This is a genomic window from Nocardioides sp. R-C-SC26 (assembly GCF_021246465.1).
Taxonomy (GTDB): domain Bacteria; phylum Actinomycetota; class Actinomycetes; order Propionibacteriales; family Nocardioidaceae; genus Nocardioides.
On the sequence record NZ_JAHRHK010000022.1, the window covers coordinates 12,613 to 37,153 of the forward strand.

Here is a 24,541-nt window from a genome sequence, read left to right on the forward strand (position 1 = left end):
CCGCCGGGTGCCCCCCCCCACCCCGGGCCCCCCGGGGCCCCCCGATCGGCTGGACGACGCACTGGCCGACCAGCCGATCGTCACCGCGATGGATCAGCGAGCCTTCGCCGCCCAGCAGCGCGAGCCGATCGACCAGTTCGTGCTGTTGATCTATGCCCTGCTCGCCCTGGCGCTGGTGATCGCCGTGCTCGGCATCGTCAACACCCTGGCTCTGTCGGTGATCGAGCGGACCCGCGAGGTGGGTCTGCTGCGCGCCATCGGCATCACCCGCGGTCAGCTGCGTCGGATGATCACCTTGGAGTCGATCGTCATCGCCGCCCTGGGCGCGGTGCTCGGCGTGATCCTCGGCATCGGGTTCGGGATCGCGCTCATGTCGGCCGTGCGCGACGAAGGGCTGGAGGTGATCAGCGTGCCGGAGGGCCAGGTCGCGCTCTTCCTGGGGCTGAGTGTCGTGATCGGAGTGCTGGCGGCGATCGCGCCCGCTCGTCGCGCCGCCCGACTCGACGTCCTCGACGCGATCGCGACCGAGTGAGAGGGGCCCGACGGGGTCGGCAGCGACCCCCTGACGCGGCCGCGGAGGCGGCGGGGTGACGCCGGTCTCGTATTGCCCGATTCTGCGGACGACGGGGGGCTCGGAACCCTACGCTCGGGAGCGTGGAGGACGCTCTCATCTCGGACGGTCGTGCGCTCAAGCACGTGGCCGTGCGCGAGTACGTGCGCGGCCTGGTGGCCGGGCACGCGCCGGGCTCCCCGGCGCCGTCGGAACGGGAGTTGGTGCAGCGCTTCGGCGTCGCGCGGATGACGGTGCGTCAGGCGCTCGACGCCTTGGTGACGGAGGGGCTGCTCGAGCGGATCCCGGGGCGCGGAACATTCGTCGCGCGACCCCGTCGGATCGCGACGCCGATCACCAGCTACTCCGAGGAGATGACGCGTCGCGGGATGCTCGCGGAGTCGCAGACCCTGCTGGTCAGGCGTGAGCACGCCGGCCCCGGCGTGGCGCGAGCGTTCAACCTGACCGAGGGCGATGCGGTGGTCCACTGGCGGCGCCTGCGCCGCGCGGACGGCCAGCCGCTGTGCATCGAGGACGCCTACCTCAACGAGGTGCTCCTGCCCGGGTTCCTCCACGCGGCGATGCCGACCAGCCTCTATGACGACCTCGCCGCTCGCGGACTCCGTCCGACCTGGGCCGAGGACTCCATCTCCGCCGACGTGGCGACCGAGGAGGAGGCCGAGCTGCTGGAGGTGGTGCCCGCCACCGTCGTCCTGCGCCACTCGCGCCGCGGCCTGGTCGGTGACCGGGTCGTCGAAGTCTCCCGCAGCGTCTACCGGGCCGACCGGTACACGATGTGGATGCAGCTCGGCACCGACGACTGACCTCTGTCGGTGGTCGAGGAGGTCGCTCTGCGACCGTCACGAGACCCGGTGGGTCGGCTGTGGTGGTTTCGTGACGGCCCTCGTTCCTCGGGCCTCCTCAACCACCAGGGTCGGTGGTCGAGCTTGTCGAGACCCTCGCGGCATCTCGGCGGGCTCGATGGCCGTGGTCTCCGGTGGTCGAGGAGGTCGCTCTGCGACCGTCACGAGGCCCGGTGCGTCAACCTCTGGCGTCTCGCCCGAGCTGGCCCAGAGCGGCGACGACGTGGCCGGTCTCCTCGCAGACCCACACCGGATCGGGCCCACCGAGGTCGGGCTGGATGTAGAGCGAGTGCAGAGCCTCGCGTGGGTCGGGGGCGCGACCGGGGAGCTCCGGGGCATCGCAGTCCTGGCACAGCGGCCACCGCCCGACCATCTCCAGCAGGGCGTCCTGCACGTCCTGGGCGACCAGGCCGGCGATGTAGGCCGCACCCTCGGGCCACTGCTCGAGCCACCAACGTCGCTCCGCGCAGGCGTCCTCCAGGGCCGAGACGGCGGCCGGTGTCGCGTGCGCGCGGGCGGCGAGGTCAGCAAGCACCATCGCGCGCGCCTGCATCAACACTTCCGTCGACCCTGCTGCGTCCACGCCGGCCATCCTTGCGCGCGGCACAAGCGCGCCCCGACGACGGTCCCGCGGGCCGTCCGCGATGATGGAGGCGTGGTGGTGCTGATCGATCCGCCGAACGCGGCCGGCCACGGCCGACTGTGGTCGCACCTGGCGAGCGACGACTCCTACGAGGAGCTCCACGACTTCGCCCGGGGTCTCGGGTTCTCGCTGCGCGGCTTCGATCGCGACCACTACGACGTCCCGGCCGAGTGGTACGACGACGTCGTGGCTGCCGGAGCCCTCCCGGTCAGCTCCCGCGAGCTCGTGGCGAGGTTGATCGCCTCCGGGCTACGGCGTCGTCGGGGCCAGTAGCCGTCCGAGTCTGGCGAGCTCGGCGCCGGCGTTCGCTCTCGCCGTCGCCTCCCAGGCCTCGTAGGCCGACCGGGTGTGGAACAGACGAGGCTTGGCGAGCAGGTCGTCGAGCACCGCGTGCCGTCCGGCGTTGAAGGTCGCGTCGTCGAGGTGGGCGTACTCGGAGCGAACGGCGCCCACGTACTCGGCGTATCGCTCGACGGGCGCCGCGAGGATGCCGAGATCGGCGTCGGAGAGCACACAGCCGAGGCGGTCCTCGTCGGCCGGCCGATGGGTCTCGGTCAGTCGCACCAGTCGGGCCACCTCGGTGACGGCGTCGGTGGGCACCAACGTCGTGAGCGCCTCCTCGGCCCAGGCCGCGGAGCGCTCCTCGGCATCCCGCTCACCGTCGTAGACCGCGTCGTGGAACCAGGCCGCCAGCAGGACGACGTCGCGTGCGGCGACGCCGTGCGGCGCGCGGTCGGCCGCACCGGTGATGCTTGCGTCGAGCTCGCCGGCGTCGGCCAGCGCCTGGACCCGCTCGAGCACCTCGGCCAGGTGCTGGGTGTCGTGGTATCCCCGAGAGGGGTCGGCGTAGGCGGCCAGCAACTCGTCGCGCAGGGCACCAGCGGGGCCGTCGGAAGCGAGGGGCCAGCTACTACTCGGGGGCTCCATCGCCCCATCGTAGGGACCGAGCGTCCCACCCCTGCCGGGCCCCGACGATCACCGACTTCAGACTCCGTAGGCTGGGCGCTGTGAAGGCGCTGCTTCTGGAGAACATCCACCCGGTCGCGGTCGAGACGCTCGAGCGTCGCGGGTTCGACGTCGAGTTGCGGTCGGCGTCGATGAGCGAGGACGAGCTGATCGCCGCACTGCCGGGGGTGAGCCTGCTCGGCATCCGGTCCAACACCACGATCACCGACGCAGCTCTGGAGGCGGCGACCGACCTGCTCGCGATCGGCTGCTTCTGCATCGGCACCAACCAGGTCGACCTGACGGCGGCCGCAGCGCGCGGTGTGGCGGTCTTCAACGCCCCCTACTCCAACACCCGCAGCGTCGTGGAGCTGGTGATCGGCGAGATCATCGCGCTCGCACGGCGTCTGCCGGAGAAGACCCAGAAGATGCACCAGGGCATTTGGGACAAGTCGGCCAACGGCAGTCACGAGATCCGTGGCCGCACGCTCGGCATCGTGGGCTACGGCAACATCGGCACGCAGCTCTCGAACGTCGCCGAGGCGATGGGCCTCCGCGTCATCTTCTTCGACACCGCCGACCGGCTCGCCCACGGCAACGCCCGGCGGATGCGCACCCTGGACGAGCTCCTCGAGCAGGCTGACGTCGTCAGCCTCCACGTGGACGGCCGCCCCGGCAACGCCGGACTCTTCGGGGCCGAGCAGTTCGCGAAGATGAAGCGTCGGTCGCTCTTCATCAACGCCGCTCGCGGCATGGTCGTCGACACCACCGCGCTGCGCAGCTTCATCGAGTCCGGTCACATCGCCGGTGCCGCGCTCGACGTGTTCCCGGTGGAGCCCAAGGCCCAGGGTGATGTATTCACCTCGCCCCTCCAGGGCCTGGAGAACGTGATCCTGACGCCGCACGTCGGTGGTTCGACCCAGGAGGCGCAGGAGGAGATCGGCTGGTTCGTGGCCGGCAAGCTCGCGGGCTTCGCGCTCGAGGGCCGCACCGAGCTCTCGGTGAACCTGCCCGCCGTCCAAGCTCCGCAGCTGACCGTCGGTGCGCGGATCGGCTATCTGCACGTCAACGTGCCCGGCGTCCTGGCCGAGGTGAACCAGCGCCTGGCCGACCTGGGCGTCAACGTCTCCGCGCAGTACCTGGCGACTCGTGCTGAGCAGGGCTATGTCGTCACCGACGTGATCGATCCGGTGCCCGCTGAGACGGTCGAGGCGCTCGCGGCCGGCGAGCAGACCATCTGGTTGCGGACCTGGTCGGTCTAGACGACTCCGGCCGCATCGAGACGCGCGGCAACCGAGGCCGCGTCGGCGGCGTCGAAGAGAGCGTGCAGCCGTATCGTCGTCGCGTGCCGCGACCCTCTCGTCTCCTGATCCTCACCGCGCCCGCCGTCATGGCAGCGGCCCTCGCCTTCCCGTCCGGGTTCGCGGCCGCCACGGCCGCCGGTCCGTCGGTGCCCGGTGCTCGCAGTGGCGCGACCGGTGACGTGTCATCGGACTCCGGAACGTCGACGGGCACGTGGAATCTGGTGCGCAACGCCGGGGCCGTGACCGTGTCCTGGACGTCTCCCACCCCCTTCCCGCTGACCTCCGACCGCCCGAGCATCGTGCCCGCACCCGGTGTCGACGGCGTCAGTGTCGGCGCGCCGGTGGTCGCCGACGACGGACGGACGGTGACGGCGACCGTCGCCAGCGAGATCGGCCAGGTCGACACGGCCGATCTCGACGTCGTGCTGTCCGGCCAGGTGCTCGACCGCGCCGCGGCGACCCCCACTCCGGCTCCGCGGCTCTCGTCGCTGCCCGCGCCCTCGCGCGACCTTCTGGGCGGGGCCGACCCGGGCGCGCCCGGCGAGTTCGCCACCGCCAGCAGCGACTACACCCTCGATCCGGTCAAGCTCGACGGGATGGAGGAGCCGATCGAGATGATCGGTCACGTCGTCGAGCCCGCCACCGATGCCGCGACGCGGGCAGCGACAGGCCCACGACCGCTCGTGCTGTTCCTGCACGGGCGCCACGGCGTCTGCTTCAACCCCACCAAGGGCGACGACTACTCCGAGGCCTGGCCGTGCCAGGCGCCGTTCGAGGAGATCCCCAGTCACCTCGGCTACGTCTACGCCCAGGAGCTGCTCGCCTCGCAGGGCTACACGACGGTCTCGGTGCGGGTCAACGGCATCAACGCGCAGGACTACGCACTGCCCGACGGCGGTGCCGATGCGCGCGCTCAGATCGTCGCGCGGCATCTGCAGTACTGGGTCGGCCTCGCCGACACCCACGGCGTCGACCTGGACCGCACCGTGCTCATCGGCCACAGCCGCGGCGGTGAGGGCGTCGACCGAGCGTCGATCCAGATCCCGCTCGACGCCCCCTACCGGATCGCCGGCCAACTGCTGCTCGCGCCGACCGACTTCGCCTCGCACACCGCGTCCTACGTGCCGACCGTGACGGTGCTGCCCTACTGCGACGGCGACGTGTCCGACCTGCAGGGCCAGCGCTTCACCGACGTCGGTCGCGACATCGCCGCCGACGACACCAGCGTGAAGAGCTCGGTGCTCGTGATGGGCGCCAACCACAACTTCTTCAACACCGAGTGGACGCCGGCCACCGCCGTCGCACCGTCCTCCGACGACTGGTACGGCGAGCCGACCGAGCCCTGCGGTCGCCGCTCGGCCGATCGCCTCAGCGCCGCCCAGCAGCGTGCGGTCGGACGGACCTACATCGCCGCCGCCGTCGACCTCTTCACCCGTGCCGACGGCGACCGGGTACTGCCCCTCTTCGACGGCAGCCCCGTCACCGTCGCCTCGATTGGACGCGCCGACGTCTACAGCCACGCGCTCGGCGGCGGTCGCGACGTGCGTCGTCCCGGCCTCGAGGCCACGCCGACCCTGACGACGTCCGGTGCGACCGGTCGACTGTGCAACGGCATCGCCTCGGGGCAGAGGGCGGCCTTCGGAACCTGTGGGCGCGACGTCACGACCGAGATCGCGCCGCACTGGCTGGCCGGTGGGGAGGCGGCGCCGTCGCGCCAGTTCTTCGAGTTCTCCTGGACCTCGACCGGTGCGCGCGGCGGCCTGCGCTTCGACGGCCCGCTCGACCTCACGAGTCGGCGCCTGGAGCTCCGGACGATCGCGGACCCGCGCTATCCGGCACCGACCGTGACGGTACGACTCACCGACGCGACGGGGGCTACGGTCGACGTCACGCCGCGCGGTGGTGGCCTGCTGACGCCCTTCTTCCGCCAGGAGATGGTTCGCAAGCTGTGGGCGCAGACACTCATCGTCGACCCGCCGGCGGGCGCAGGGCAGGACGCAGCGTTCGGGTGGGATGCCGTGACCGCGGTCGAGCTCGTCACCGACACGGCGCGGGGCCGGGTGTGGATCGCCGACCTCGCCTCGGCGGGGGACACGCTCGCGCCTGTGCCGAACAAGCGTCTGCCGCGCCTGAGCCTGGGGCGGCTGAACATCGTCGAGGGAGATCGCAACGGTGACCAGGTGGCCCAGATTCCCTTCACCGTGGCCGGCGAGGTCACGCGTCCGGCGCGCGTGACGGTGTTCACCGCCGGCCAGCGTCCGGGGTCGAACTACCGATTCGCCGTCGACCTGGCGCCGGGCCAGACCTCGGGGTCGATCCCGGTGACCTACCACTCCGACCGGCTCGACAGCTACGACCAGCAGGTCCAGGTCTCGACGTGGGCCGTGCGCAACATCGTCGCCGACGGCTACCTGGGGCAGCTCGACGTCCGCGACGACGACCCGACGCCGAAGATCACCGTCAAGCCGGTCTCTCGTGTGGTGCGCGAGGGCGAGTCCGCTCAGTGGACGGTCAAGATCGCGAAGCCGGTCGGCTACGACCTGTATGTCGGCGGCACCTTCGTCAAGGGGCGCGGCGCCAACCTGCGCGGCGACGACCTCCCGCCGTCCTGGCTGGAGATCCATGGCGACACCCAGCACCCGACGTGGCCGCTGTGGCGCACCTGGGCCTACCTCGGCGGCTCCGTGCCTCAGGGAAGCCGTGAGCTGACCCTGCGTCTGCCGATCGCCCGGGACGACGTCGCCGAGGGACGCGAGCGCGTCACCGTCGTGTTCCGCATCGGTGAGAAGGAGCGGGAGTTCCGTAGCTCGGTCGTCGTCCTCGACGGCCCGCCGCCTCGCGCTCGCGGCTGAGCCTGGGGCCACCGACTCTCGCCTGCTGCGCGACACCATCCGGGCGCGTTGGCGGCGTTGCCCACGCTCGACGGTGCACCCAGACCGCCTTCGCGCGGGCGCCTTGCCACCCCACCCGCCTGGTGCCGCTCGCCACGCCGACAACCGGTGGATCCAGGCTGAGTCCAGCTGGTCTGGTCCTCCTCCGGGGTGGGCCAGACCAGCCGGGCGAACTTTGGTGATGACCGATCGGGTCGGCGGCTCGCGGCCCTACGCTGCGTCGCCGTGACCCTTCGACGCCGCGCCGCCTCCTTCATCGCCTTCTCGTGCTTGACCGCCCTCGCGGCGTGCGGTGGTGGTACCGACGACGATGGCGCCTCCGCCGCGCACACCGGGCGCGAGGGCGACGGTTGGACGGTGCTCGTCTACTCGATGGCCGACACCAATCTCGAGCCGTTCATGGTCACCGACATCAACGAGGCCGGTGAGGTCGGGTCGAGCGAGCACCTCCAGGTGCGTGCGTTCGTGGACCGCAGCCCCGGCTACGGGGACGACGAACTGCTCGACCAGGGCACGTGGGTCGGGGGCCGCGTGCTCGACCTGGGCGAGCCGGGGACCAGCGAGGTCGTGGAGGACCTCGGCGACGTCAACTCCGCCGACCCGCAGGTGCTGGCCGACTTCATCACCCAGGGCATCGAGGACCACCGTGCCGGCCACTACGCCCTGGTGATCTCCGACCACGGCGCGGGCTGGCCGGGCATCGGCCCGGACGAGACCTCGGACTACGACACCCTCGGGCTCGAGGAGCTGGTCGCCGGCGTCAGCGCCGGGCTGGAGGCCGCCGGCGTCGACAAGCTCGACCTGCTCGGCTTCGACGCCTGCCTCATGGCGAACTACGAGGTCGCGAGCGCGGTCGCTCCGCTGGCCGACCGGATGGTGGCCTCCCAGGAGCTGGAGCCGGGCCACGGTTGGGACTATCGCTCCCTCCAGACCCTGGCCGACGACCCCGACGCGGACGCCGACGACTTCGGCTCGGCGATCATCGACGGGTTCCAGGCGCAGGCGGGCGACCAGGGCACCGACGCCGACATCACCCTCGCGATGGTCGACCTCACGCGGATGGACCGCCTCGACGAGGCGGTCGCCGGGTTCGCCGACGGCCTCGAGAGCGACGCGGTCGGGCTGGCGCCCCTGGTCGGCCGCGCCGAGGCGACGGCGCTGGGATTCGGCAAGAGCCCGGACGCTGCGCAGGACAGCAACCTCTCCGACCTCGGCCAGGTGGCTGCCTCGATCGGGGACGGCGAGCCGTCGTTGTCCGACGCCGCCGACGAGGTGACCGAGGCGCTCCAGGACGTCGTGCTCGACGGCGTCACGGGGGAGGCGACCGCCGGTGCGACCGGTCTCTCGATCTATCTCCCGCCCTTCGAGGAGGTCGCCAATGGCGAGTACCTCGACGTCGACAGCGCCGACGTCTGGGGCGAGTTCCTGGTGAGCTACTTCGACGCCGGAGCGTCGATCCCGGAGGCGGAGTACCCCGAGTTCCTCGCTCCCCAGAACGGTCCGGAGGTGACTCTCGACGACGACGGCACTCTCGCCGTGGAGGCCAGCTTCGCCGATGCGGCGCTGGACAACCTGACCGGTGCGACGATCAGCTACGGCTTCCTCAACGACGACGGCTCGGTCACCTACTTCGGTGAAGAGGTCGCCGACGTCGACGACGAGAGCGCCATCGCCCTCGGCACCTACGACCTGACAGCGCTGACCATGAGCGACGGCGAGGACGAGGCGTTCGCCTACGTCGACCTGGACCTGAACGAGGACTACACGGTCGGGTTCATCGACGTGCCGATGACCTACTACGCCTCCTACGACCCCGAGGTCGCGCAGGACGCTCTGCTCTCCGCGGTGATCGACGTCGAGAGCGGGGAGTTCATCAGTGAGACGCTCTACGCCTACGACGACCAGACAGGCGGCTACGGCGAGCTCGCGGCCGACCCCGAGGGGATCCTGGTGCCCGACGTCCTGACCTACTCCGCCGACGGCGAGCCGCAGTGGGAGCCGACGTCCGACGTCGGCCTCTACGCCGACGTGGCCAACCTGACGTACACCTTCACTCCGCTGGACAGCGGGACCCCGCTGCAGATCGATCTCAGCGTCAGCGACTTCGGTGGCAACACCGCGACGACCAGCACCGTCGTCGAGGTGCCCTGACCGAGGCCCCACCGGTGGTCGAGCTTGTCGAGACCCGCGCCACCGGTGGTCGAGCTTGTCGAGACCCGCGCCACCGGTGGTCGAGCTTGTCGAGACCCGCGCCACCGGTGGTCGAGCTTGTCGAGACCCTCACCGGGTTTCGAGACGCGGTTCACGACTTCGTACCTCAGTCGTGAACCGCTCCTCAACCTACTCGCGCCCACGCCCGGGTTCCTCCGTCACCCGGGCTGCGCTCGGACCTCGACCTCCTCGCGCCCACGCCCGGGTTCCTCCGTCACCCGGGCTGCGCTCGGACTCACACGTTGCGGCGGTACTGGCCACCCACCTCGAAGAACGCCTCGGTGACCTGGCCGAGCGAGCACACGCGCGCGGCGTCCATGAGGGCGGCGAAGACGTTGCCGCCGTCCATGGCCGTCTGCTTGAGCGACTCCAGCGCGGCCCGGGCCTCCTCGAGGTGGTCGGCCTGGAAGGCGCGCACGCGCTGGAGTTGTGAGGACTTCTCGGTCTCGGTCGCCCGCGCTAGCTCGATGTGCTCCGGCGTCCCGCCGTCGGCGTCGGCGCGCAGGAAGGTGTTGACGCCGATGATCGGCAGGGTGCCGTCGTGCTTGCGGTGCTCGTAGAGCATCGACTCGTCCTGGATGCGACCGCGCTGGTAGCCGGTCTCCATGGCGCCGAGCACTCCGCCGCGCTCGTTGATCCGGTCGAACTCGGCCAGCACGGCGGTCTCGACGAGGTCGGTCAGCTCGTCCACGATGAAGGAGCCCTGCAACGGGTTCTCGTTCATCGCCAGGCCCCACTCGCGGTTGATGATGAGCTGGATCGCGAGCGCGCGCCGCACCGACTCCTCCGACGGCGTGGTGACGGCCTCGTCGTAGGCGTTGGTGTGCAGGGAGTTGGCGTTGTCGTAGATCGCGATCAGCGCCTGCAACGTGGTGCGGATGTCGTTGAAGTCCATCTCCTGGGCGTGCAGCGAGCGGCCCGACGTCTGCACGTGGTACTTCAGCTTCTGGGAGCGCTCGCTCGCCCCGTAGCGCTCACGCATGGCCACGGCCCAGATGCGGCGGGCCACGCGACCGATCACCGAGTACTCGGGGTCCATGCCGTTGGAGAAGAAGAACGACAGGTTCGGCGCGAAGTCGTCGATGTCGAGCCCGCGCGCCAGGTAGGACTCGACGTAGGTGAACCCGTTCGCCAAGGTGAAGGCCAGCTGGCTGATCGGGTTCGCCCCGGCCTCGGCGATGTGGTACCCGGAGATCGAGACCGAGTAGAAGTTGCGCACCTGCCGCTCGATGAACCACTCCTGGATGTCGGCCATCATCCGAAGAGAGAACTCGGTCGAGAACAGGCAGGTGTTCTGCCCCTGGTCCTCCTTGAGGATGTCGGCCTGCACCGTGCCACGCACGCGTCGCAACGCCTCCGCCTCGTCGACGCCGCGCTCGCGCGCCTGGTCGAGCACGGTGTTGAGGAAGAACGCCAGCACGGTCGGCGCCGGGCCGTTGATCGTCATCGACACCGACGTCGTCGGGTCGAGCAGGTCGAAGCCGTCGTAGAGCGCCTTCATGTCGTCCAACGTCGCCACGCTCACGCCGGAGGTGCCGACCTTGCCATAGATGTCGGGGCGCTCGTCGGGATCGCGACCGTAGAGCGTCACGGAGTCGAACGCGGTGGAGAGGCGGGTCGCCTCGCCCTCGTGGCTGAGCAGCTTGAACCGGCGGTTGGTGCGGAACGGGTCGCCCTCGCCGGCGAACATCCGCGCCGGGTCCTCGCCCTCGCGCTTGAACGGGAAGACGCCGGCGGTGAACGGGAAGTGCCCGGGTAGGTTCTCGCGCCGCCAGAACCGCACGAGCTCGCCGTGGTCGGTGAACCGAGGCAGGGACACCTTGGGCACGACGGTGCCGGCCAGCGACTCCCGCCCGGGGGTCTCCTCGTAGGTGCGGACGACGTCGGGCCACGCCGCGAGCTGTTCGCTCACCGCGCGCGGCAGGTCGGCGCGGGCCTGGTCGAGCAGGCTGTCGATCTCGGCACGCTCGGTGAGCTCGCTGGCGACGGACTCCAGACGCTGCACCCGGCGCGCCCGGTCGGCGATCGAGTCGGTCTCGGCGTGGTAGTCGCGCACGTGCTCGGCGATCTCGGCCAGGTAGCGCACCCGCTCCCCGGGGATCACCTGGCGCAGGTCGGAGGAGGTCTTGGTCTCCACGGCCTTCAGGTACGGCTCGTCGATGGCCAGTCCCTGCTCGGCGAGCACCGCACGCAGCGCCTGGTAGAGCGCGGTCACGCCGTCGTCGTTGAAGCGCGCGGCGGACGTGCCGAACACCGGCATGTCCTCGGGTCGTTGACCGAACGCCTCGCGATTGCGCACCAACTGGCGTCCGACGTCCCGCAGGGCGTCGGCCGCCCCGCGACGTTCGAACTTGTTGATGGCGACCAGGTCGGCGAAGTCGAGCATGTCGATCTTCTCCAGCTGCGAGGCCGCGCCGAACTCGGGCGTCATCACGTACATCGACGTGTCGACGAACGGCACGATCGCGGCGTCGCCCTGGCCGATGCCCGGGGTCTCCACCACGACGAGGTCGAAGCCGGCGGACTTCAGCACGGTGATCACGTCGGGCAGGTGCTCGGGCACCTCGTGGGCGCCGCGGGTCGCCAGCGAGCGGAAGTAGATGCGATCCCCGTCGAGGGAGTTCATCCGGATCCGGTCGCCGAGCAGCGCGCCACCCCCACGACGTCGGGTCGGGTCGACCGCGACGACCGCGATCCGCAGCTTGTCCTGCTGGTCGACGCGGAAGCGCCGGACCAGTTCGTCGGTGAGGGAGGACTTGCCGGAGCCGCCGGTGCCGGTGATGCCCAGCACGGGGACGACGCGTCGCGTCGCCGCCTCGCGGAGCTCCGCCAGGACGGCGTCGGGGATGCGGCCCTGCTCGGCAGCGGTCAGGGTGCGCGCCACGGCTGCGCGCTCGCCGGCGAGCACCTGCTCGGCGGTGACGTCGTAACGCTCGAGGAGGTCCACGTCGCACGCGCGCACCACCGAGTTGATCATGCCGACCAGACCGAGGCGCTGGCCGTCCTCGGGACTGAAGATCGTCACGCCCGAGGCGCGGAGCCGGGCGATCTCGTCGGCCACGATGACGCCTCCCCCGCCGCCGACCACCTGGACGTGTCCGGCACCCACTGCGGCGAGACGGTCGACGAGATACTCGAAGTACTCCACGTGACCGCCCTGGTACGAGGACACGGCGACACCGTGGGCGTCCTCCTCGAGTGCGGCGTCGACGACCTCCGCGACGGAGCGGTTGTGGCCGAGGTGGATGACCTCGCACCCCTGGCTCTGGAAGATCCGCCGCATGATGTTGATCGAGGCGTCGTGGCCGTCGAAGAGGCTGGATGCCGTGACCAGGCGAACAGGGTTCGCCGGGACGTGCAGGTCGCTCATGGTCGCTCCGGGAGTGATTTAGTTGGACTCCCTACTACTTTAGTAGGAAGCCCAACTAAATGCATCACCCACCCCCGCCGCCCCCTCGTCCTCCGGTCGGACGAAACTGCCGCCCGACGTGCCCCGTCTCGGCGTGTCGCGGGAGTTCCTCATCGCCGTCGCGGAGTTTCACCGGGTACCCGGTGAAACTCCGCGCCTGACCAGACGTCTCTCCACCGAACCCAGACGCCGACGCACTGCGTCAGCCGACACCGTGCCCGGCGCACTCGGTCTCGTGATGCCGCAGAGCGACGCCCTCGACCATCAGAGGCGACGCGGCGCCTAGCCCACCGGCGTCATCCGGAAGACCGGGATGACGCGATCGGTGCGCTGCTCGTAGAGCGCGAAGTTGGGCCAGGTGCCCAGCATGACCTGCCACGCGGCGGCCCGGTCCTCGCCGTGGAGTTCCTCGGCGGTGCAGCGGTGCTCCACTCCCTTGGTGCGTACGACGGCGTCGTCGGCGGCGCGGAGGTTGCCGACCCAGACGGGCGTGGTGGGTCCGCCGAAGTAGGAGCCCGCGATCAGCCACGTCCCGCCGTCCGGCACGCAGAGCAGAGGCGTCGTCCGGGGGATGCCGCTCTTGCGGCCACGCACGGTGAGCGCGACGTTCGGCAGTCCTGCGATGTCGAGGATCGTGACCCGACCGCGGGTGAGACGCTGCAGCCTCTGGTCGATCCAGACGATCTGCGGGAGGAGTCTCGGCATCCAGGAGATGGAGCCGATCTTGATGGCGATCGGGGTGAGCAGGCCCATGGCCGAAGGCTAGGGGAGGGGGCGTCACCCCGGAGGTGGGTGCTCGCCGCGCGGCATGGTTGACGGGCGAGCAAAGATGGAGGCATGGGTTTCCGGGCGCCACGCAAGGATGTCGACGAGTCCGACCTCGCAGTAGGTGCCGAGGCTCACGCTGCAGCCGGTCCGACGGCGGTCGCGGTCGCGATGGCACGTTCGATCGAGCAGATGGGACCGCTGCGCACCGCGCGCACCCTGCTCAGGCTCAACCAGGTCGACGGCTTCGACTGCATGGGCTGCGCGTGGCCGGATCCGGAGCCGGGGCACCGGCACACGGCAGAGTTCTGCGAGAACGGCGCCAAGGCTGTCGCGGAGGAGGCCACGTTGCGCCGGGTCGAGCCCGACTTCTTCGCCCGGCACTCCCTCGCCGAACTCGACACCAAGACCGACTACTGGCTGGGCCAGCAGGGTCGGATCACCCATCCGATGGTCAAGCGCGACGGTGCCACGCACTACGAGCCGATCTCGTGGGAAGACGCGTTCGCCCTGATCGGCTCGACCTTGCGGGAGCTCGCCAGTCCCGACGAGGCCGTGTTCTACACCTCGGGCAAGACCTCGAACGAGGCGGCGTTCGCCTACCAGCTGTTCGTGCGGGCTTTCGGCACCAACAACCTGCCCGACTGCTCGAACATGTGCCACGAGTCGACGTCGGTCGCCCTCGCCGAGACCATCGGCATCGGCAAGGGCTCGGTCAGCCTTGCCGACGTCGAGACGGCGCAGGTCATCGTCGTCGCCGGGCAGAACCCGGGCACGAACCACCCGCGGATGCTGTCGGCGCTGGAGAAGGCCAAGCGTGCGGGCGCCACGATCGTGGCCATCAATCCGCTGCGTGAACCCGGCCTGGTGCGCTTCAAGAATCCGCAGAAGGTGCGCGGTGTCGTCGGCTCCGGCACGGCCCTGGCCGACCTCTACCTGCAGGTCCGGCTCAACGGCGATCTCGCGCTCTTCCAGGGCCTCGCGGCCTACCTGCTGGAGCGCGGCGCGATCGATCGCGCCTTCATCGACGCCCACACCGTCGGGTACGACGCGTGGGCCGAGCACGTGCGCGCCGTCGACTGGGCCGAGATCGAGCGCGCCAGTGGCGTGAGCCGGGCCCAGATCGAGGAGTTCGGCGCGATCATCGCCGAGTCCAGCGCCACGGTGTACTGCTGGGCGATGGGCATCACCCAGCACCGCAACTCGGTCGCGATCATCAAGGAGATCGTCAACGTCGCGCTGATGCGAGGCGACATCGGCAAGCCCGGCGCGGGGCTGTGTCCGGTGCGCGGCCACTCCAACGTCCAGGGGGACCGCACCATGGGCATCTGGGAACGCCCGAGCGAGGTCTTCCTCGACCGGCTCCAGGCGGAGTTCGGATTCGAGCCGCCGCGTGAACACGGCTTCGATGCCGTGGAGGCGGTCCGCGCTCTCGACGAGGGTCGCGCGCGATTCTTCTTCGGGATGGGCGGCAACTTCGTCTCCGCGATCAGCGACACCGAGGTGGCCGAGCGCGCGATGCGGCGAGCCGATCTCACCGTGCACGTCTCCACCAAGCTCAACCGCTCGCACGTCGTCGCCGGACGCCAGGCGCTGATCCTCCCGGCGCTGGGGCGTACCGAGAAGGACCTCACGGGCGGGCGGGAGCAGCGGGTGACCGTCGAGGACTCCATGAGCGCCGTGCATGCATCGAAGGGGCCACTCAAGCCCGCCTCGCCGCACCTGCGCTCCGAGGTCGACATCGTGTGCTCCATGGCCGAAGCCGCGATCGGCACCCGCCACGCCATCGACTGGGGTGGCTTCCGCGACGACTACACCGCGATCCGCCGTCACATCGGGCGCGTCGTGCCCGGCGCCGAGCGCTACGACGAGCTCGTCGACCAGCCGGGCGGCTTCGTGCTCCCCCACCCGCCCCGCGATTCCCGCACGTTCGAGACCGCGGTCGGCAAGGCGGTGTTCAGCGTCAGTCCGCTCGAGGTGCTCGAGGTGCCCGAGGGGCGGCTCGTGCTGCAGACCATGCGCAGCCACGACCAGTTCAACACCACGATCTACGGTCTCGACGACCGCTACCGCGGCATCAAGAACGCCCGCCGTGTCGTGCTCGTCCATCCCGAGGACGTCGAGGCGCTCGGCTTCGCAGTGGGGGACATCGTCGACCTGATCAGTGAGTGGCACGACGGCTCGCAGCGGTGCGCGCCCGATTTTCGGATCGTGGCCTACGAGCAGCCCCGAGGCTGCGCCGCGGCCTACTACCCCGAGACCAATCCCCTGGTGCCACTGGACTCCAAGGCCGAGGGCAGTAACACCCCGACGTCGAAGTCGGTGATCGTGCGCCTGGAGGCGGCAGCCGGGCGTCGCGCCGGCCTCCTGGCGGAGGCGGGCGCCGGTGCCGAGGACGGTGCCGACCGCGACAAGCGCCCGATCGCCAGCGCGCATCCGAGCTAGCGCCGCGGCACCCGGCGGCCTGCCGTGCCCACCCGACCTCTGAGAGGAACCGATGAGCAACCTGGACGACGAACCCGCCGAGCTCACCTGCGCCGCCACGCCGCCGGTGGGCGTCGAGGTGCTGGGACCGCGCGAGGTGCCGCTCGGAGGCCCGCGGGCGATGACGGTCCGCCGCACCCTGCCCTCGCGAGAGCGGAGCCTGATCGGCGCCTGGTGCTTCGTCGACCACTACGGCCCGGACCCGGTCTCGGAGACCGGGGGGATGAAGGTCGCGCCCCATCCGCACACGGGGCTGGCGACGGTCAGCTGGTTGTTCACCGGCGAGATCGAGCACCGCGACAGCGCCGGGCACCACGCGATGGTGCGTCCGGGCGAGGTCAACTTGATGACCGCCGGCCGCGGCATCAGCCACAGCGAGGTATCGACCGCGGCGACGTCCACGTTGCACGGTGCCCAACTGTGGGTCGCTCTGCCCGACGACGCGCGTTTCTGCGATCCGGCCTTCGAGCACTACGCGCCGTCCGAGATCGCGCTCCCGGGCGGCACTGCCCGGGTCTTCCTCGGCTCGCTGCTCGGCCAGACCTCGCCCGTGGCCACCGCGACACCGCTGCTGGGTGCCGAACTGCTGCTCGACCCGGACGCACGGATCACCCTGGACGTCGACGACGCCTACGAGCACGGCGTCCTGGTCGACGCCGGAGCGGTCACCGTCGCCGGACACGACGCCACCCGTGCCGATCTGGTCTACCTCCCGCCGGGCTCGACGTCGCTCGATCTCCATGCGGGCGCCGAGCCGGTGCGGCTGCTTCTGCTCGGCGGCCCTCCGTTCGGCGAGGCGATCGTGATGTGGTGGAACTTCATCGGTCGCACCCACGAGGAAGTCGTCGACTTCCGCGAGCGCTGGCAGGCGCAGATCGACGGCGCGGGCCGCGAGGCCGTGCTGGGCGAGGGACACTTCGGCGTCCCGATCGGCGACGGGCTGCCCCCGATCCCGGCGCCGACCATGCCGCAGGTGCGGCTGCGCGAACGTCGCTGACCGACGCCGCGGTCGAGGACCGGCACCGACCACCTCGGTGGTCGAGGAGGTCGCTCTGGGGGTGTCGGTCCCGGTGGTCGAGGAGGTCGCTCTGCGACCGTCTCGAGACCTCGCGAGCCGGGAGACGGCCACTCGCTGCACAGGCCCCACGGAGCGATGCGAGGATCCGCCCATGGGACCAGTCATCTGCGAGGACGGCGTCGCGCGCTGCCCGTGGGCCGGTGGTCCGGGCGTGATGCGCGACTACCACGACGTCGAGTGGGGGCGCGCGGTCCACGGCGAGTCCGCCTACCTCGAGCGGCTGACTCTGGAGGCCTTCCAGTCCGGGCTGTCATGGTCGACGATCCTGAACAAGCGCGCGGCGTTCCGCGAGGTCTTCTGCGGCTTCGACGCCGACGCGATCGCCGCCTTCACCGACGACGACCAGCGGCGGCTGATGGCCGAGCCGCGCATCGTGCGCAACCGCGCCAAGATCGCCGCCGCGGTGACCAACGCCCGGGCCACGGTGGCGCTGCGTGACGACGTCGGCCTGGAACGGTTCGTCGGGTCCTTCGCGCCCGAGACCTCCCCCTCGCCGACCGACACCCAGGCGATGGCCACGACGTCGGCGGAGTCGCTCGCACTCTCCAAGGCCCTCAAGCGCCGAGGATTCGCGTTCGTCGGGCCCACCACGATGTACGCGCTGATGGAGGCGATCGGTCTCATCGACCCCCACCTGGTCGGCTGCCATCGGCGCGGCGGGGACGTCGCGTGATCACCGGACTCGTGTGGCTGGTGACCTGCCAGGCCGTCGGCGAGGTGCTGGTGCGCCTGCTCGACGTCGACGTGCCCGGGCCGGTCGTCGGGATGATCCTGCTGCTGGTGGTCCTGCGGTGGCACCGCGCCGACGACGACCATCCCGCCGTCCTCGCCGGGAGCCGGCTCCTGGAGCACCTTCAGCTGCTCTTCATCCCTGCCGGCGTCGGCATCGTCGCCTACGGGGCACTGCTGCGCGCTGACGCGGTCCCGATCGCGGTGTCGCTCCTCGTCTCCTGGCTGGTCGGCATCGTCGCGGTGGCGGCGATCTTCGGTGGGCTGCGACGTCGGCACGGCCGACGTCTCGCTCGCAGGCCCGCATGAGCGACGTCGTGGAGTGGGCGCGAACCTCGCCCCTGGTGTTCATCGCGGCCACCCTGGCCGCTTACCAGGGGGGTTGCTGGCTGCGGACCCGCACCGGCGGTCATCCGCTCGCGCAGCCGGCCGTGATCGGGATCGTGGTCGTGGGCGCCCTGGTGGTGCTGGTCGACGTCGACTACGCCGCCTACCGCTCGGGGGTGGAGGTGATCGCGTTCTGGCTCGGCCCGGCGACGGTCGCGCTGGCGGTTCCGCTGCACCGGCATCTGCATCGACTGCAGGGTCTGGTGCTCCCGATGCTGCTCGCGCTCGTGGCGGGAGCGGCGGTGTCGATCACCACGGGCGTGCTGCTGGCGCGATGGCTGGGAGGATCCGACGTCATCGAGCGCACGGTGGCGCCCAAAGCAGCGACGACGCCCGTCGCCATCGCGCTGGCCGACGACCTCGGTGGGATCGGCCCACTCGCCTCGGTCTTCGCGATCCTGGTGGGCATCCTCGGTGCGATCCTCGGACCCTGGCTCTTCCGGGCACTGCGGATCCGCGATCCCCGCACGCGCGGCCTGGCGATGGGAGCGGTCTCCCACGGCATCGGTACGAGTCGTCTGCTCCACGACGACGAGCAGGCAGGCGCCTTCGCCGGTCTCTCGATGGGGTTGACGGCGCTCGCGACGGCGTTGCTGCTCCCTCTCCTCGCGTTCCTGCTGTTCTGAGCGCACACGAGCCGCCGTGCGTAACCGCGGACACACCGTTCTCGTTGTCGCTGCGACCCGCGCTGCCGAACGCCGGGCCGACGCAGGGAGTGGTCATCGCAGTGGAACGTCCGAGGTCGACGGCGTGGATCGCCGCCCTGCTCGCCGGCATGATGACGGCCGCGATCGCTGTCGCGGCACCCGGCGCGGCGACGCCGAGCCCGCCGCGACCGGCCGCGGCGGGCACTGCTGCCGCGATCAAGGTCCTCGCCACGGAACGGGTCGACGCACGCACCACGACCTACACGGTCTCGACTCCGTCGCTGGAGATGTCCGCGAAGGTGCCGCTCAAGGTGCACGTCGTCCTGCCGAACGGATACGCCCGCCATCCCGATCGTCGCTACCCGGTGCTGTACGCCCTGCCGGGCACCAGCAACAAGGCGGATGTGTGGCTCAACAACATCGACACCGCACGCCTGACGGCGGGCCGGCCGCTGATCGTGGTGATTCCCGACGGCACCTACGACGGTGACGGCGGCGGCTTCTACACCGACTGGGTGGACCAGACGACGAGCCGTGGCGTGGCAAACTGGGAAACCTTCCACACGCGCGAGCTGGTCGGGTGGGTCGATCGGCGGTTCCGCACCGTCGCGGACCGCTCCGGTCGGGCGATCGTGGGGATCTCCCAGGGCGGGTTCGGCTCGATGTCCTACGCCGCCCGTCACCCGGCCCGCTACGGAGCGGTGGCGTCGTTCTCCGGAGCGGTCGACATCTACTACGGCGAACAGTGCCGGATCGGCGCCGCCCTGCTCATCGCCGGCATCATGACCGGGCTGAACCAGGTGCAGCCGTTCGCGCCGTTCGGCGACCCGGTGACGAACGCGGCGAACTGGCGGTCCCGCGATCCCGGCAGCATCGTCGGCCGCCTCAGCGACACCCGGATCGACCTCTACACGGCCGCCGGACTCCCGGGCCGCACCGATCTCGTCGACCCGGCGGTGCCCGGCACGATGGCGATGGAGGCGCTGCTGCACCACTCCAACCTGTGCTTCAAGAAGGCTGCGGACGCCGCCGGCGTGCGCTACTACTGGCACTCGCGACTGGTCGGCACGCACGCATGGCGGTATGGCACCCGGTCGTTGGCCGACTACCTGCCACGCCTGATGAACTTCTTCCGCAGCGGACGCTGAGGGCGCGCTGAACGGGGCGCGAGGGACCGCTTGATCGGTCTCGCCCTGAGCGCCGCCCTTGCCCAACGATCGGGGGATCCCTAGGTTCGCCTGCCATGACGCGAGTGACGGCCCGGCGCGACGACGCCCTGGGCGAGCACGATGCCGTAGGGCTGGTCGAGGCGATCCAGGCCGGTGAGGTCGCGATCCCCGAGGTCGTGGAAGCCGCGATCTCGCGGGTGGAGGAGGTGGACCCGGCGCTCGGCGCGATGGCGTACCGAGCCTTCGACGGCGCACGCCGCGAGGCGCGCACTCCGCGCGGTGGCTACTTCGCGGGTGTACCGACCGTGATCAAGGACAACGTCGACGTCGCGGGCATGCCCACGCGCGAGGGCACCGACGCCTGGACGCCGTCCGCCGCCAAGCGCGACGGCGACTTCGCGCGGATGTACCGAGCCACCGGGCTGATCCCGCTCGGGAAGAGCCAGCTGTCCGAGTACGGGTTCTCCGCCGCCGCCGAGCACCCGCGTCTCGGGCCCGTCCGGAGCCCGTGGCACACCGATCACATCGCCGGCGCCTCGTCGGCCGGGGCGGCGGCCCTGGTGGCCTCGGGTGCTCTCCCGATCGCCCACGCCAACGACGGCGGTGGGTCGATCCGCATCCCCGCGTCGGTCAACGGGCTCGTCGGCCTCAAGCCGACGCGGGATCGGTTGGCCCAGGACCGGCTGCTGCGTCAGATGCCGGTGCGCATCATCTCCGACGGGGTCGTCACCCGCTCGGTGCGCGACACTGCCGCGTTCCTCCGCGAGGCCGAGAAGGTCTATCGCAACCTGCGGATGCCGCCGATCGGCGACATCACGCGACCCGGCAGACGCCGCCTGCGGATCGCCCTGAACACCTCGGGCATGGACGGCCAGGGCGCCGATGCCGACACGACCGCCCAGACCCACGCCGTCGCGTCGCTCCTGGAGGAGCTCGGGCACAGCGTGCGCGAGATCGATCCGCCGATCGCGGAGACCTTCCGCGACGACTTCCTCCTCTACTGGTCCTCGCTGGCTCTCGTCATGGTGCGTGCCGGACGACGGCTGCATGGGCGCACGTGGGACGCGAGCAGGCTCGACAACCTCACCCTGGGCCTGGCCCGTCACTCCACGCGGCGCCTCCACCTCCTGCCGGGCGCGGTCCGTCGACTGCGGCAGAGCTCGGAGCTCGCCGGTCGGCTGGCGCGCGAGGAGGGGATCGACGTGGTGCTGACGCCGACGCTCGCCCACGCCACGCCCGAGATCGGCTACCTCGACCCGACGCAGGACTACGACACGATCATCGAGCGCCTGATGGGGTGGGTGCGCTTCACGCCACTGCAGAACGCGACCGGCGATCCGGCCATCTCGCTGCCGCTCGCGACGTCGGCGAACGGCCTTCCTCTGGGCATGATGTTCGCCGGTCAAGCAGGTCACGAGGCGATGTTGCTCGAGCTGGCCTACGAGTTGGAGGAGGCCCGACCGTTCGCTCGGTTGAGCTCCTGAAATCCCGCGCGGGGAACCGATTTGGGGGAGCCCCGCGGCGTGTGTATCGTTCTCCGTCGTTGCCCCTTTAGCTCAGTCGGCAGAGCGTCTCCATGGTAAGGAGAAGGTCTACGGTTCGATTCCGTAAAGGGGCTCTGGGTCAGAACCTCGCACGAGTAGTGACCTCACCCTGGCGGGGTAGCTCAGGTGGTTAGAGCACACGGCTCATAATCGTGGTGTCGCGGGTTCGAGTCCCGCCCCCGCTACAAGCCAGACGTAGCACCAGCAAACTTTTGAGAAGGACTTCCCGTGGCCAGCAAGAGCTCTGACGTTCGCCCCAAGATCACGCTCGCGTGCGTGGACTGCAAGGAGCGGAACTACATCACGAAGAAGAACCGCCGCAACGACCCCGACCGGCTCGAGCTGGCGAAGTTCTGCCCCCGGTGCCGCACCCACAAGGCGCACCGCGAGACCCGCTGAGGCCTCGACCCACTCATTCCGAACCCGCCGCGGACGCTCGTCGTCGCGGCGGGTTCGTGCATTTCCCCCGTGGCACGCCGGGCGATGTCGGCCAGAACCGGGACGTCGCCCTCATCGACGGCCCGGTTCCGCGGACCACTACGTTGGGGTCATGCCGGTCGATCCGTCTCTGGTGGGGCGCGAGTTCCCCCCGAGTGAGCCCTTCGTCGTCACGCGGGAGGCGGTCGAGGCGTTCGCCCTCGCCACCGGCGCCCCGGGGGGCGGCGAGGCCGGGACCGAGAGCACCAGGGTGCCCGCGACCTTCCCGATCGTGATCGCGTTCGGAGCGATGCAGGCCTTCCTCGACGACGTCGGCGTGGATCTCGCGCGCATCGTGCACGGGGAGCAGCGATTCGCCTACGAGCGGCCGCTGGCGGTCGACGACGAGCTGACGGCGACGCTGACCGTCAGCAGCCTGCGCCAGATCGGGGGCAACGACATCATCGGCACCGTCAGCGCGATCACCGACGCGAGCGGCGCCCTGGTCTGCTCGACCTCTGCCACGCTCGTGCACCGCGGAGGTGGGTCGTGACCGGCCGCTGGTGGGACGGGGGCGCGGTTCTCGGGCCGCGCACGTTCGCGGTGACCCGTGCCGACCTGGTCGCCTACGCGCACGCGAGCGGTGACCAGAACCCGATCCACCAGGACGAGCAGGTCGCGCTCGCCGTCGGTCTGCCGGGGGTGATCGCGCACGGCATGCTGACCTTGGGTCTCGTCGCGCGTGCCGTCGAGGAGTGGACGGATGCGACCCCCGTGCTCGAGCTCGGCGCGAAGTTCACCCAGCCGGTCGTCGTCCCTGCCGAGGGCGCAGCGGAGGTCGCCGTGACCGGCACGGTGAAAGCCGTGGCCGAGGGCCGGCTCACGCTCGCCCTCGAGGTCACCTGCGGTGGCCACAAGGTGCTGGGGATGCCGAAGGCCGTCCTGGACCTCCCGGCCGCCTCCGACTCCTCGGGTGCCGCGCGTGGCTGAGCGTCTCGCCGACCACACCACGTTGAGGCTCGGTGGCCCGGCGCGGGAGTGGGTCCGCGCGACCACCGAGGACCAGGTGCTGGACGCCGTCCGCACCGCCGACGATCGGGGCACGCCCGTGCTGGTGCTCGGCGGCGGCAGCAACCTGGTCGTCGCCGACGCCGGCTTCGACGGTCTGGTCGTGCAGGTGGCGACCCGGGGGGTCTCCTCCGACCTCGACGATGTCGACGAGCCGGGCGCTGCCTGCGGGGGAGTGCTCGTGGAGGTGGCGGCGGGTGAGGTCTGGGACGACGTCGTCGCGGAAGCCGTGGCGCGTGGCTGGGCCGGCGTGGAGGCGCTGGCCGGCATCCCCGGATCGACAGGTGCGACGCCGATCCAGAACGTCGGCGCCTACGGTCAGGAGGTGGCCCAGACCATCGCCCGCGTGCGCTGCTATGACCGGGTGGAGCGACGCGTTCGCACGCTCGCGGCGTCCGAATGCGAGTTCGGATACCGCCACTCGCGGTTCAAGGCCGAGGCAGGGCGGTTCGTCGTCCTCCAGGTGGTCTTCCAGCTGCGTGTGGGGTCGCTCTCGTATCCGGTCGCCTACGCCGAGCTGGCCCGTGCCCTGGGGGTCGAGGTCGGCGGACGAGCGCCGCTGGCCGACGTCCGTGACGCCGTCCTCGCGTTGCGCCGCGGCAAGGGCATGGTGCTGGACCCTGCCGACCACGACACCTGGAGTGCCGGCTCCTTCTTCACCAATCCGGTGGTGCCGTCCGACGTCGTTCCTGCGGGCGCCCCACGGTGGCCCGTCGTCACCGACGGCGCCGACGGCCTGGTGAAGACCAGTGCCGCCTGGTTGATCGAGCACGCCGGCTTCGGCAAGGGCCACGGCGGATCCGCGGTCGCGCTGTCGGGCAAGCACACCTTGGCGCTCACCAACCGTGGCGTGGCCACGACGGGCGACCTGCTCGCTTTGGCAGCGGAGGTGCGCGACGGCGTCCACCGCGTCTTCGGTATCACCCTGGTGCCCGAGCCGGTCCTTCTCGGCTGCGCACTCCCACCGGTGCCTGGCGCAGCTCCGGCGACCTAGGGAACGGCGCGCGGCATCAGAGGGCGGCAGCCGCGACGGCGAACAACCCGCTGCCGTCGTTGTCGTCGTCCTCGTCGTCCAGCTCGCCGTTCAGCGCGAGCACGATGATCAGGGCGAGGAACGCCAGCGCCAGTGCGAGGAACGCCGACGCGACGATGCCGCAGATCATTCCTGCCGTGGCGCGGTCACGTCCGCCGAGGTGCGGCTGGGCGGCGATCTCCCGGCGAACCTTCACGCCCAGGTACCACGCGTAGGGGCCCAGCAGAAGCGGCAGGTAGCAGGTCAGACCGCCCGCGAGGCTGACGATGCCCAGGGTCAGCGACGTGACAGCACGTGGATGCTCCGGTGGCCTCGGGGGCGGGCCGTATCCGCCGTACCCGTACGGCGGATACGACGATCCGGGCGGTACGTAGGGCTGATAGCCGGACGGCTCCTGGGTCACC

The 24,541-nt window shown here is 70.8% G+C and carries 22 protein-coding genes and 2 tRNA genes; 19 read left to right on the forward strand and 5 right to left on the reverse strand.

The genetic code is table 11. The features are described 5' to 3' along the window. Positions 1 to 532, forward strand: a 532-nt coding sequence (locus KSO97_RS15900) for an FtsX-like permease family protein (RefSeq protein ID WP_232680611.1), incomplete at its 5' end; no start/stop codon positions are given. Positions 533 to 654: 122 nt separating this feature from the next. Further along, positions 655 to 1,374, forward strand: a complete 720-nt coding sequence (locus KSO97_RS15905; RefSeq protein ID WP_232680613.1) for a GntR family transcriptional regulator — start codon at positions 655 to 657, stop codon at positions 1,372 to 1,374. Positions 1,375 to 1,591: 217 nt separating this feature from the next. On the opposite strand, the gene KSO97_RS15910 is transcribed toward KSO97_RS15905, so the two are convergent. Further along, complete coding sequence (locus KSO97_RS15910; RefSeq protein WP_308188330.1) at positions 1,592 to 1,996, reverse strand: hypothetical protein; 405 nt, start codon at positions 1,994 to 1,996, stop codon at positions 1,592 to 1,594. Positions 1,997 to 2,068: 72 nt separating this feature from the next. Here KSO97_RS15910 and KSO97_RS15915 point away from each other — a divergent pair, with 72 nt between their 5' ends. Beyond that, positions 2,069 to 2,329: a DUF4031 domain-containing protein gene (locus KSO97_RS15915; protein WP_232680615.1), complete on the forward strand. Its 261-nt coding sequence runs from the start codon at positions 2,069 to 2,071 to the stop codon at positions 2,327 to 2,329. Here KSO97_RS15915 and KSO97_RS15920 read toward each other — a convergent pair. After that, a complete protein-coding gene (locus KSO97_RS15920; RefSeq protein WP_232680617.1) occupies positions 2,306 to 2,983 on the reverse strand; it encodes a hypothetical protein in 678 nt (225 codons plus the stop codon). The genes KSO97_RS15915 and KSO97_RS15920 overlap by 24 nt on opposite strands. A gap of 80 nt (positions 2,984 to 3,063) precedes the next feature. Between KSO97_RS15920 and serA the strand changes: the two genes are divergently transcribed. The 3 genes from serA to KSO97_RS15935 all read left to right on the forward strand — a co-directional run bounded on the left by serA (position 3,064) and on the right by KSO97_RS15935 (position 9,347). Then, positions 3,064 to 4,263 (forward strand): phosphoglycerate dehydrogenase, encoded by a 1,200-nt coding sequence (gene serA, locus KSO97_RS15925; RefSeq protein WP_232680619.1) that lies wholly within the window; start codon positions 3,064 to 3,066, stop codon positions 4,261 to 4,263. 83 nt (positions 4,264 to 4,346) lie between these two features. Continuing rightward, positions 4,347 to 7,157, forward strand: coding sequence for a hypothetical protein (locus tag KSO97_RS15930; RefSeq protein ID WP_232680621.1), 2,811 nt, complete (start codon positions 4,347 to 4,349; stop codon positions 7,155 to 7,157). Positions 7,158 to 7,421: 264 nt separating this feature from the next. Next, entirely contained in the window at positions 7,422 to 9,347 is a 1,926-nt protein-coding gene (locus KSO97_RS15935; protein ID WP_232680623.1) for a clostripain-related cysteine peptidase, read from the forward strand. Positions 9,348 to 9,642: 295 nt separating this feature from the next. Here KSO97_RS15935 and icmF read toward each other — a convergent pair whose 3' ends face one another. Next, on the reverse strand, positions 9,643 to 12,777 hold the full coding sequence (gene icmF, locus KSO97_RS15940) for a fused isobutyryl-CoA mutase/GTPase IcmF (protein WP_232680625.1): 3,135 nt from the start codon (positions 12,775 to 12,777) through the stop codon (positions 9,643 to 9,645). 321 nt (positions 12,778 to 13,098) lie between these two features. After that, on the reverse strand, positions 13,099 to 13,569 hold the full coding sequence (locus KSO97_RS15945) for a nitroreductase family deazaflavin-dependent oxidoreductase (RefSeq protein ID WP_232680627.1): 471 nt from the start codon (positions 13,567 to 13,569) through the stop codon (positions 13,099 to 13,101). A gap of 84 nt (positions 13,570 to 13,653) precedes the next feature. Here KSO97_RS15945 and KSO97_RS15950 point away from each other — a divergent pair, with 84 nt between their 5' ends. The 13 genes from KSO97_RS15950 (at position 13,654) to KSO97_RS16010 (ending at position 24,098) form a co-directional block, all read left to right on the forward strand. Continuing rightward, positions 13,654 to 16,026: an FdhF/YdeP family oxidoreductase gene (locus KSO97_RS15950; protein ID WP_232680629.1), complete on the forward strand. Its 2,373-nt coding sequence runs from the start codon at positions 13,654 to 13,656 to the stop codon at positions 16,024 to 16,026. A gap of 52 nt (positions 16,027 to 16,078) precedes the next feature. Then, complete coding sequence (locus KSO97_RS15955; RefSeq protein WP_232680631.1) at positions 16,079 to 17,062, forward strand: pirin family protein; 984 nt, start codon at positions 16,079 to 16,081, stop codon at positions 17,060 to 17,062. 172 nt (positions 17,063 to 17,234) lie between these two features. After that, positions 17,235 to 17,816, forward strand: a complete 582-nt coding sequence (locus KSO97_RS15960; protein ID WP_232680633.1) for a DNA-3-methyladenine glycosylase I — start codon at positions 17,235 to 17,237, stop codon at positions 17,814 to 17,816. Then, complete coding sequence (locus KSO97_RS15965; RefSeq protein ID WP_232680635.1) at positions 17,813 to 18,181, forward strand: CidA/LrgA family protein; 369 nt, start codon at positions 17,813 to 17,815, stop codon at positions 18,179 to 18,181. Before KSO97_RS15960 ends, KSO97_RS15965 begins: the two co-directional genes overlap by 4 nt. Continuing rightward, complete coding sequence (locus KSO97_RS15970) at positions 18,178 to 18,885, forward strand: LrgB family protein (protein ID WP_232680637.1); 708 nt, start codon at positions 18,178 to 18,180, stop codon at positions 18,883 to 18,885. The genes KSO97_RS15965 and KSO97_RS15970 overlap by 4 nt, the downstream gene beginning before the upstream one ends. Before the next feature lie 101 nt (positions 18,886 to 18,986). After that, a complete protein-coding gene (locus KSO97_RS15975) occupies positions 18,987 to 20,054 on the forward strand; it encodes an alpha/beta hydrolase family protein (RefSeq protein WP_232680639.1) in 1,068 nt (355 codons plus the stop codon). Positions 20,055 to 20,149: 95 nt separating this feature from the next. Next, complete coding sequence (locus tag KSO97_RS15980; RefSeq protein WP_232680641.1) at positions 20,150 to 21,559, forward strand: amidase; 1,410 nt, start codon at positions 20,150 to 20,152, stop codon at positions 21,557 to 21,559. Between the two features lie 61 nt (positions 21,560 to 21,620). Further along, positions 21,621 to 21,693, forward strand: a tRNA-Thr gene (locus tag KSO97_RS15985). A 37-nt stretch (positions 21,694 to 21,730) separates the two neighbouring features. After that, positions 21,731 to 21,804, forward strand: a tRNA-Met gene (locus KSO97_RS15990). Positions 21,805 to 21,847: 43 nt separating this feature from the next. Next, positions 21,848 to 22,018 (forward strand): 50S ribosomal protein L33, encoded by a 171-nt coding sequence (gene rpmG, locus KSO97_RS15995; protein WP_170259177.1) that lies wholly within the window; start codon positions 21,848 to 21,850, stop codon positions 22,016 to 22,018. Positions 22,019 to 22,169: 151 nt separating this feature from the next. Then, complete coding sequence (locus tag KSO97_RS16000; RefSeq protein WP_232680643.1) at positions 22,170 to 22,589, forward strand: MaoC family dehydratase N-terminal domain-containing protein; 420 nt, start codon at positions 22,170 to 22,172, stop codon at positions 22,587 to 22,589. Beyond that, the gene (locus tag KSO97_RS16005) at positions 22,586 to 23,026 is read left to right on the forward strand and encodes a MaoC/PaaZ C-terminal domain-containing protein (protein ID WP_232680645.1); all 441 of its coding nucleotides are present in this window, start codon (positions 22,586 to 22,588) and stop codon (positions 23,024 to 23,026) included. Before KSO97_RS16000 ends, KSO97_RS16005 begins: the two co-directional genes overlap by 4 nt. Then, positions 23,019 to 24,098, forward strand: a complete 1,080-nt coding sequence (locus KSO97_RS16010) for a UDP-N-acetylmuramate dehydrogenase (RefSeq protein WP_232680647.1) — start codon at positions 23,019 to 23,021, stop codon at positions 24,096 to 24,098. Before KSO97_RS16005 ends, KSO97_RS16010 begins: the two co-directional genes overlap by 8 nt. Before the next feature lie 16 nt (positions 24,099 to 24,114). Here KSO97_RS16010 and KSO97_RS16015 read toward each other — a convergent pair whose 3' ends face one another. Then, the gene (locus KSO97_RS16015; protein ID WP_232680649.1) at positions 24,115 to 24,540 is read right to left on the reverse strand and encodes a hypothetical protein; all 426 of its coding nucleotides are present in this window, start codon (positions 24,538 to 24,540) and stop codon (positions 24,115 to 24,117) included. Position 24,541 lies beyond the last annotated feature (1 nt).

Coding starts and splice junctions, on each gene's coding strand:
- KSO97_RS15980 (WP_232680641.1), top strand. CDS start 20,150: ATGACGCGAGTGACGGCCCGGCGCGACGACGCCCTGGGCGAGCACGAT.
- KSO97_RS16000 (WP_232680643.1), top strand. CDS start 22,170: ATGCCGGTCGATCCGTCTCTGGTGGGGCGCGAGTTCCCCCCGAGTGAG.
- KSO97_RS15950 (WP_232680629.1), top strand. CDS start 13,654: ATGGGTTTCCGGGCGCCACGCAAGGATGTCGACGAGTCCGACCTCGCA.
- icmF (WP_232680625.1), bottom strand. CDS start 12,777: ATGAGCGACCTGCACGTCCCGGCGAACCCTGTTCGCCTGGTCACGGCA.
- KSO97_RS15960 (WP_232680633.1), top strand. CDS start 17,235: ATGGGACCAGTCATCTGCGAGGACGGCGTCGCGCGCTGCCCGTGGGCC.
- KSO97_RS15955 (WP_232680631.1), top strand. CDS start 16,079: ATGAGCAACCTGGACGACGAACCCGCCGAGCTCACCTGCGCCGCCACG.
- KSO97_RS15970 (WP_232680637.1), top strand. CDS start 18,178: ATGAGCGACGTCGTGGAGTGGGCGCGAACCTCGCCCCTGGTGTTCATC.
- KSO97_RS15945 (WP_232680627.1), bottom strand. CDS start 13,569: ATGGGCCTGCTCACCCCGATCGCCATCAAGATCGGCTCCATCTCCTGG.
- KSO97_RS15920 (WP_232680617.1), bottom strand. CDS start 2,983: ATGGAGCCCCCGAGTAGTAGCTGGCCCCTCGCTTCCGACGGCCCCGCT.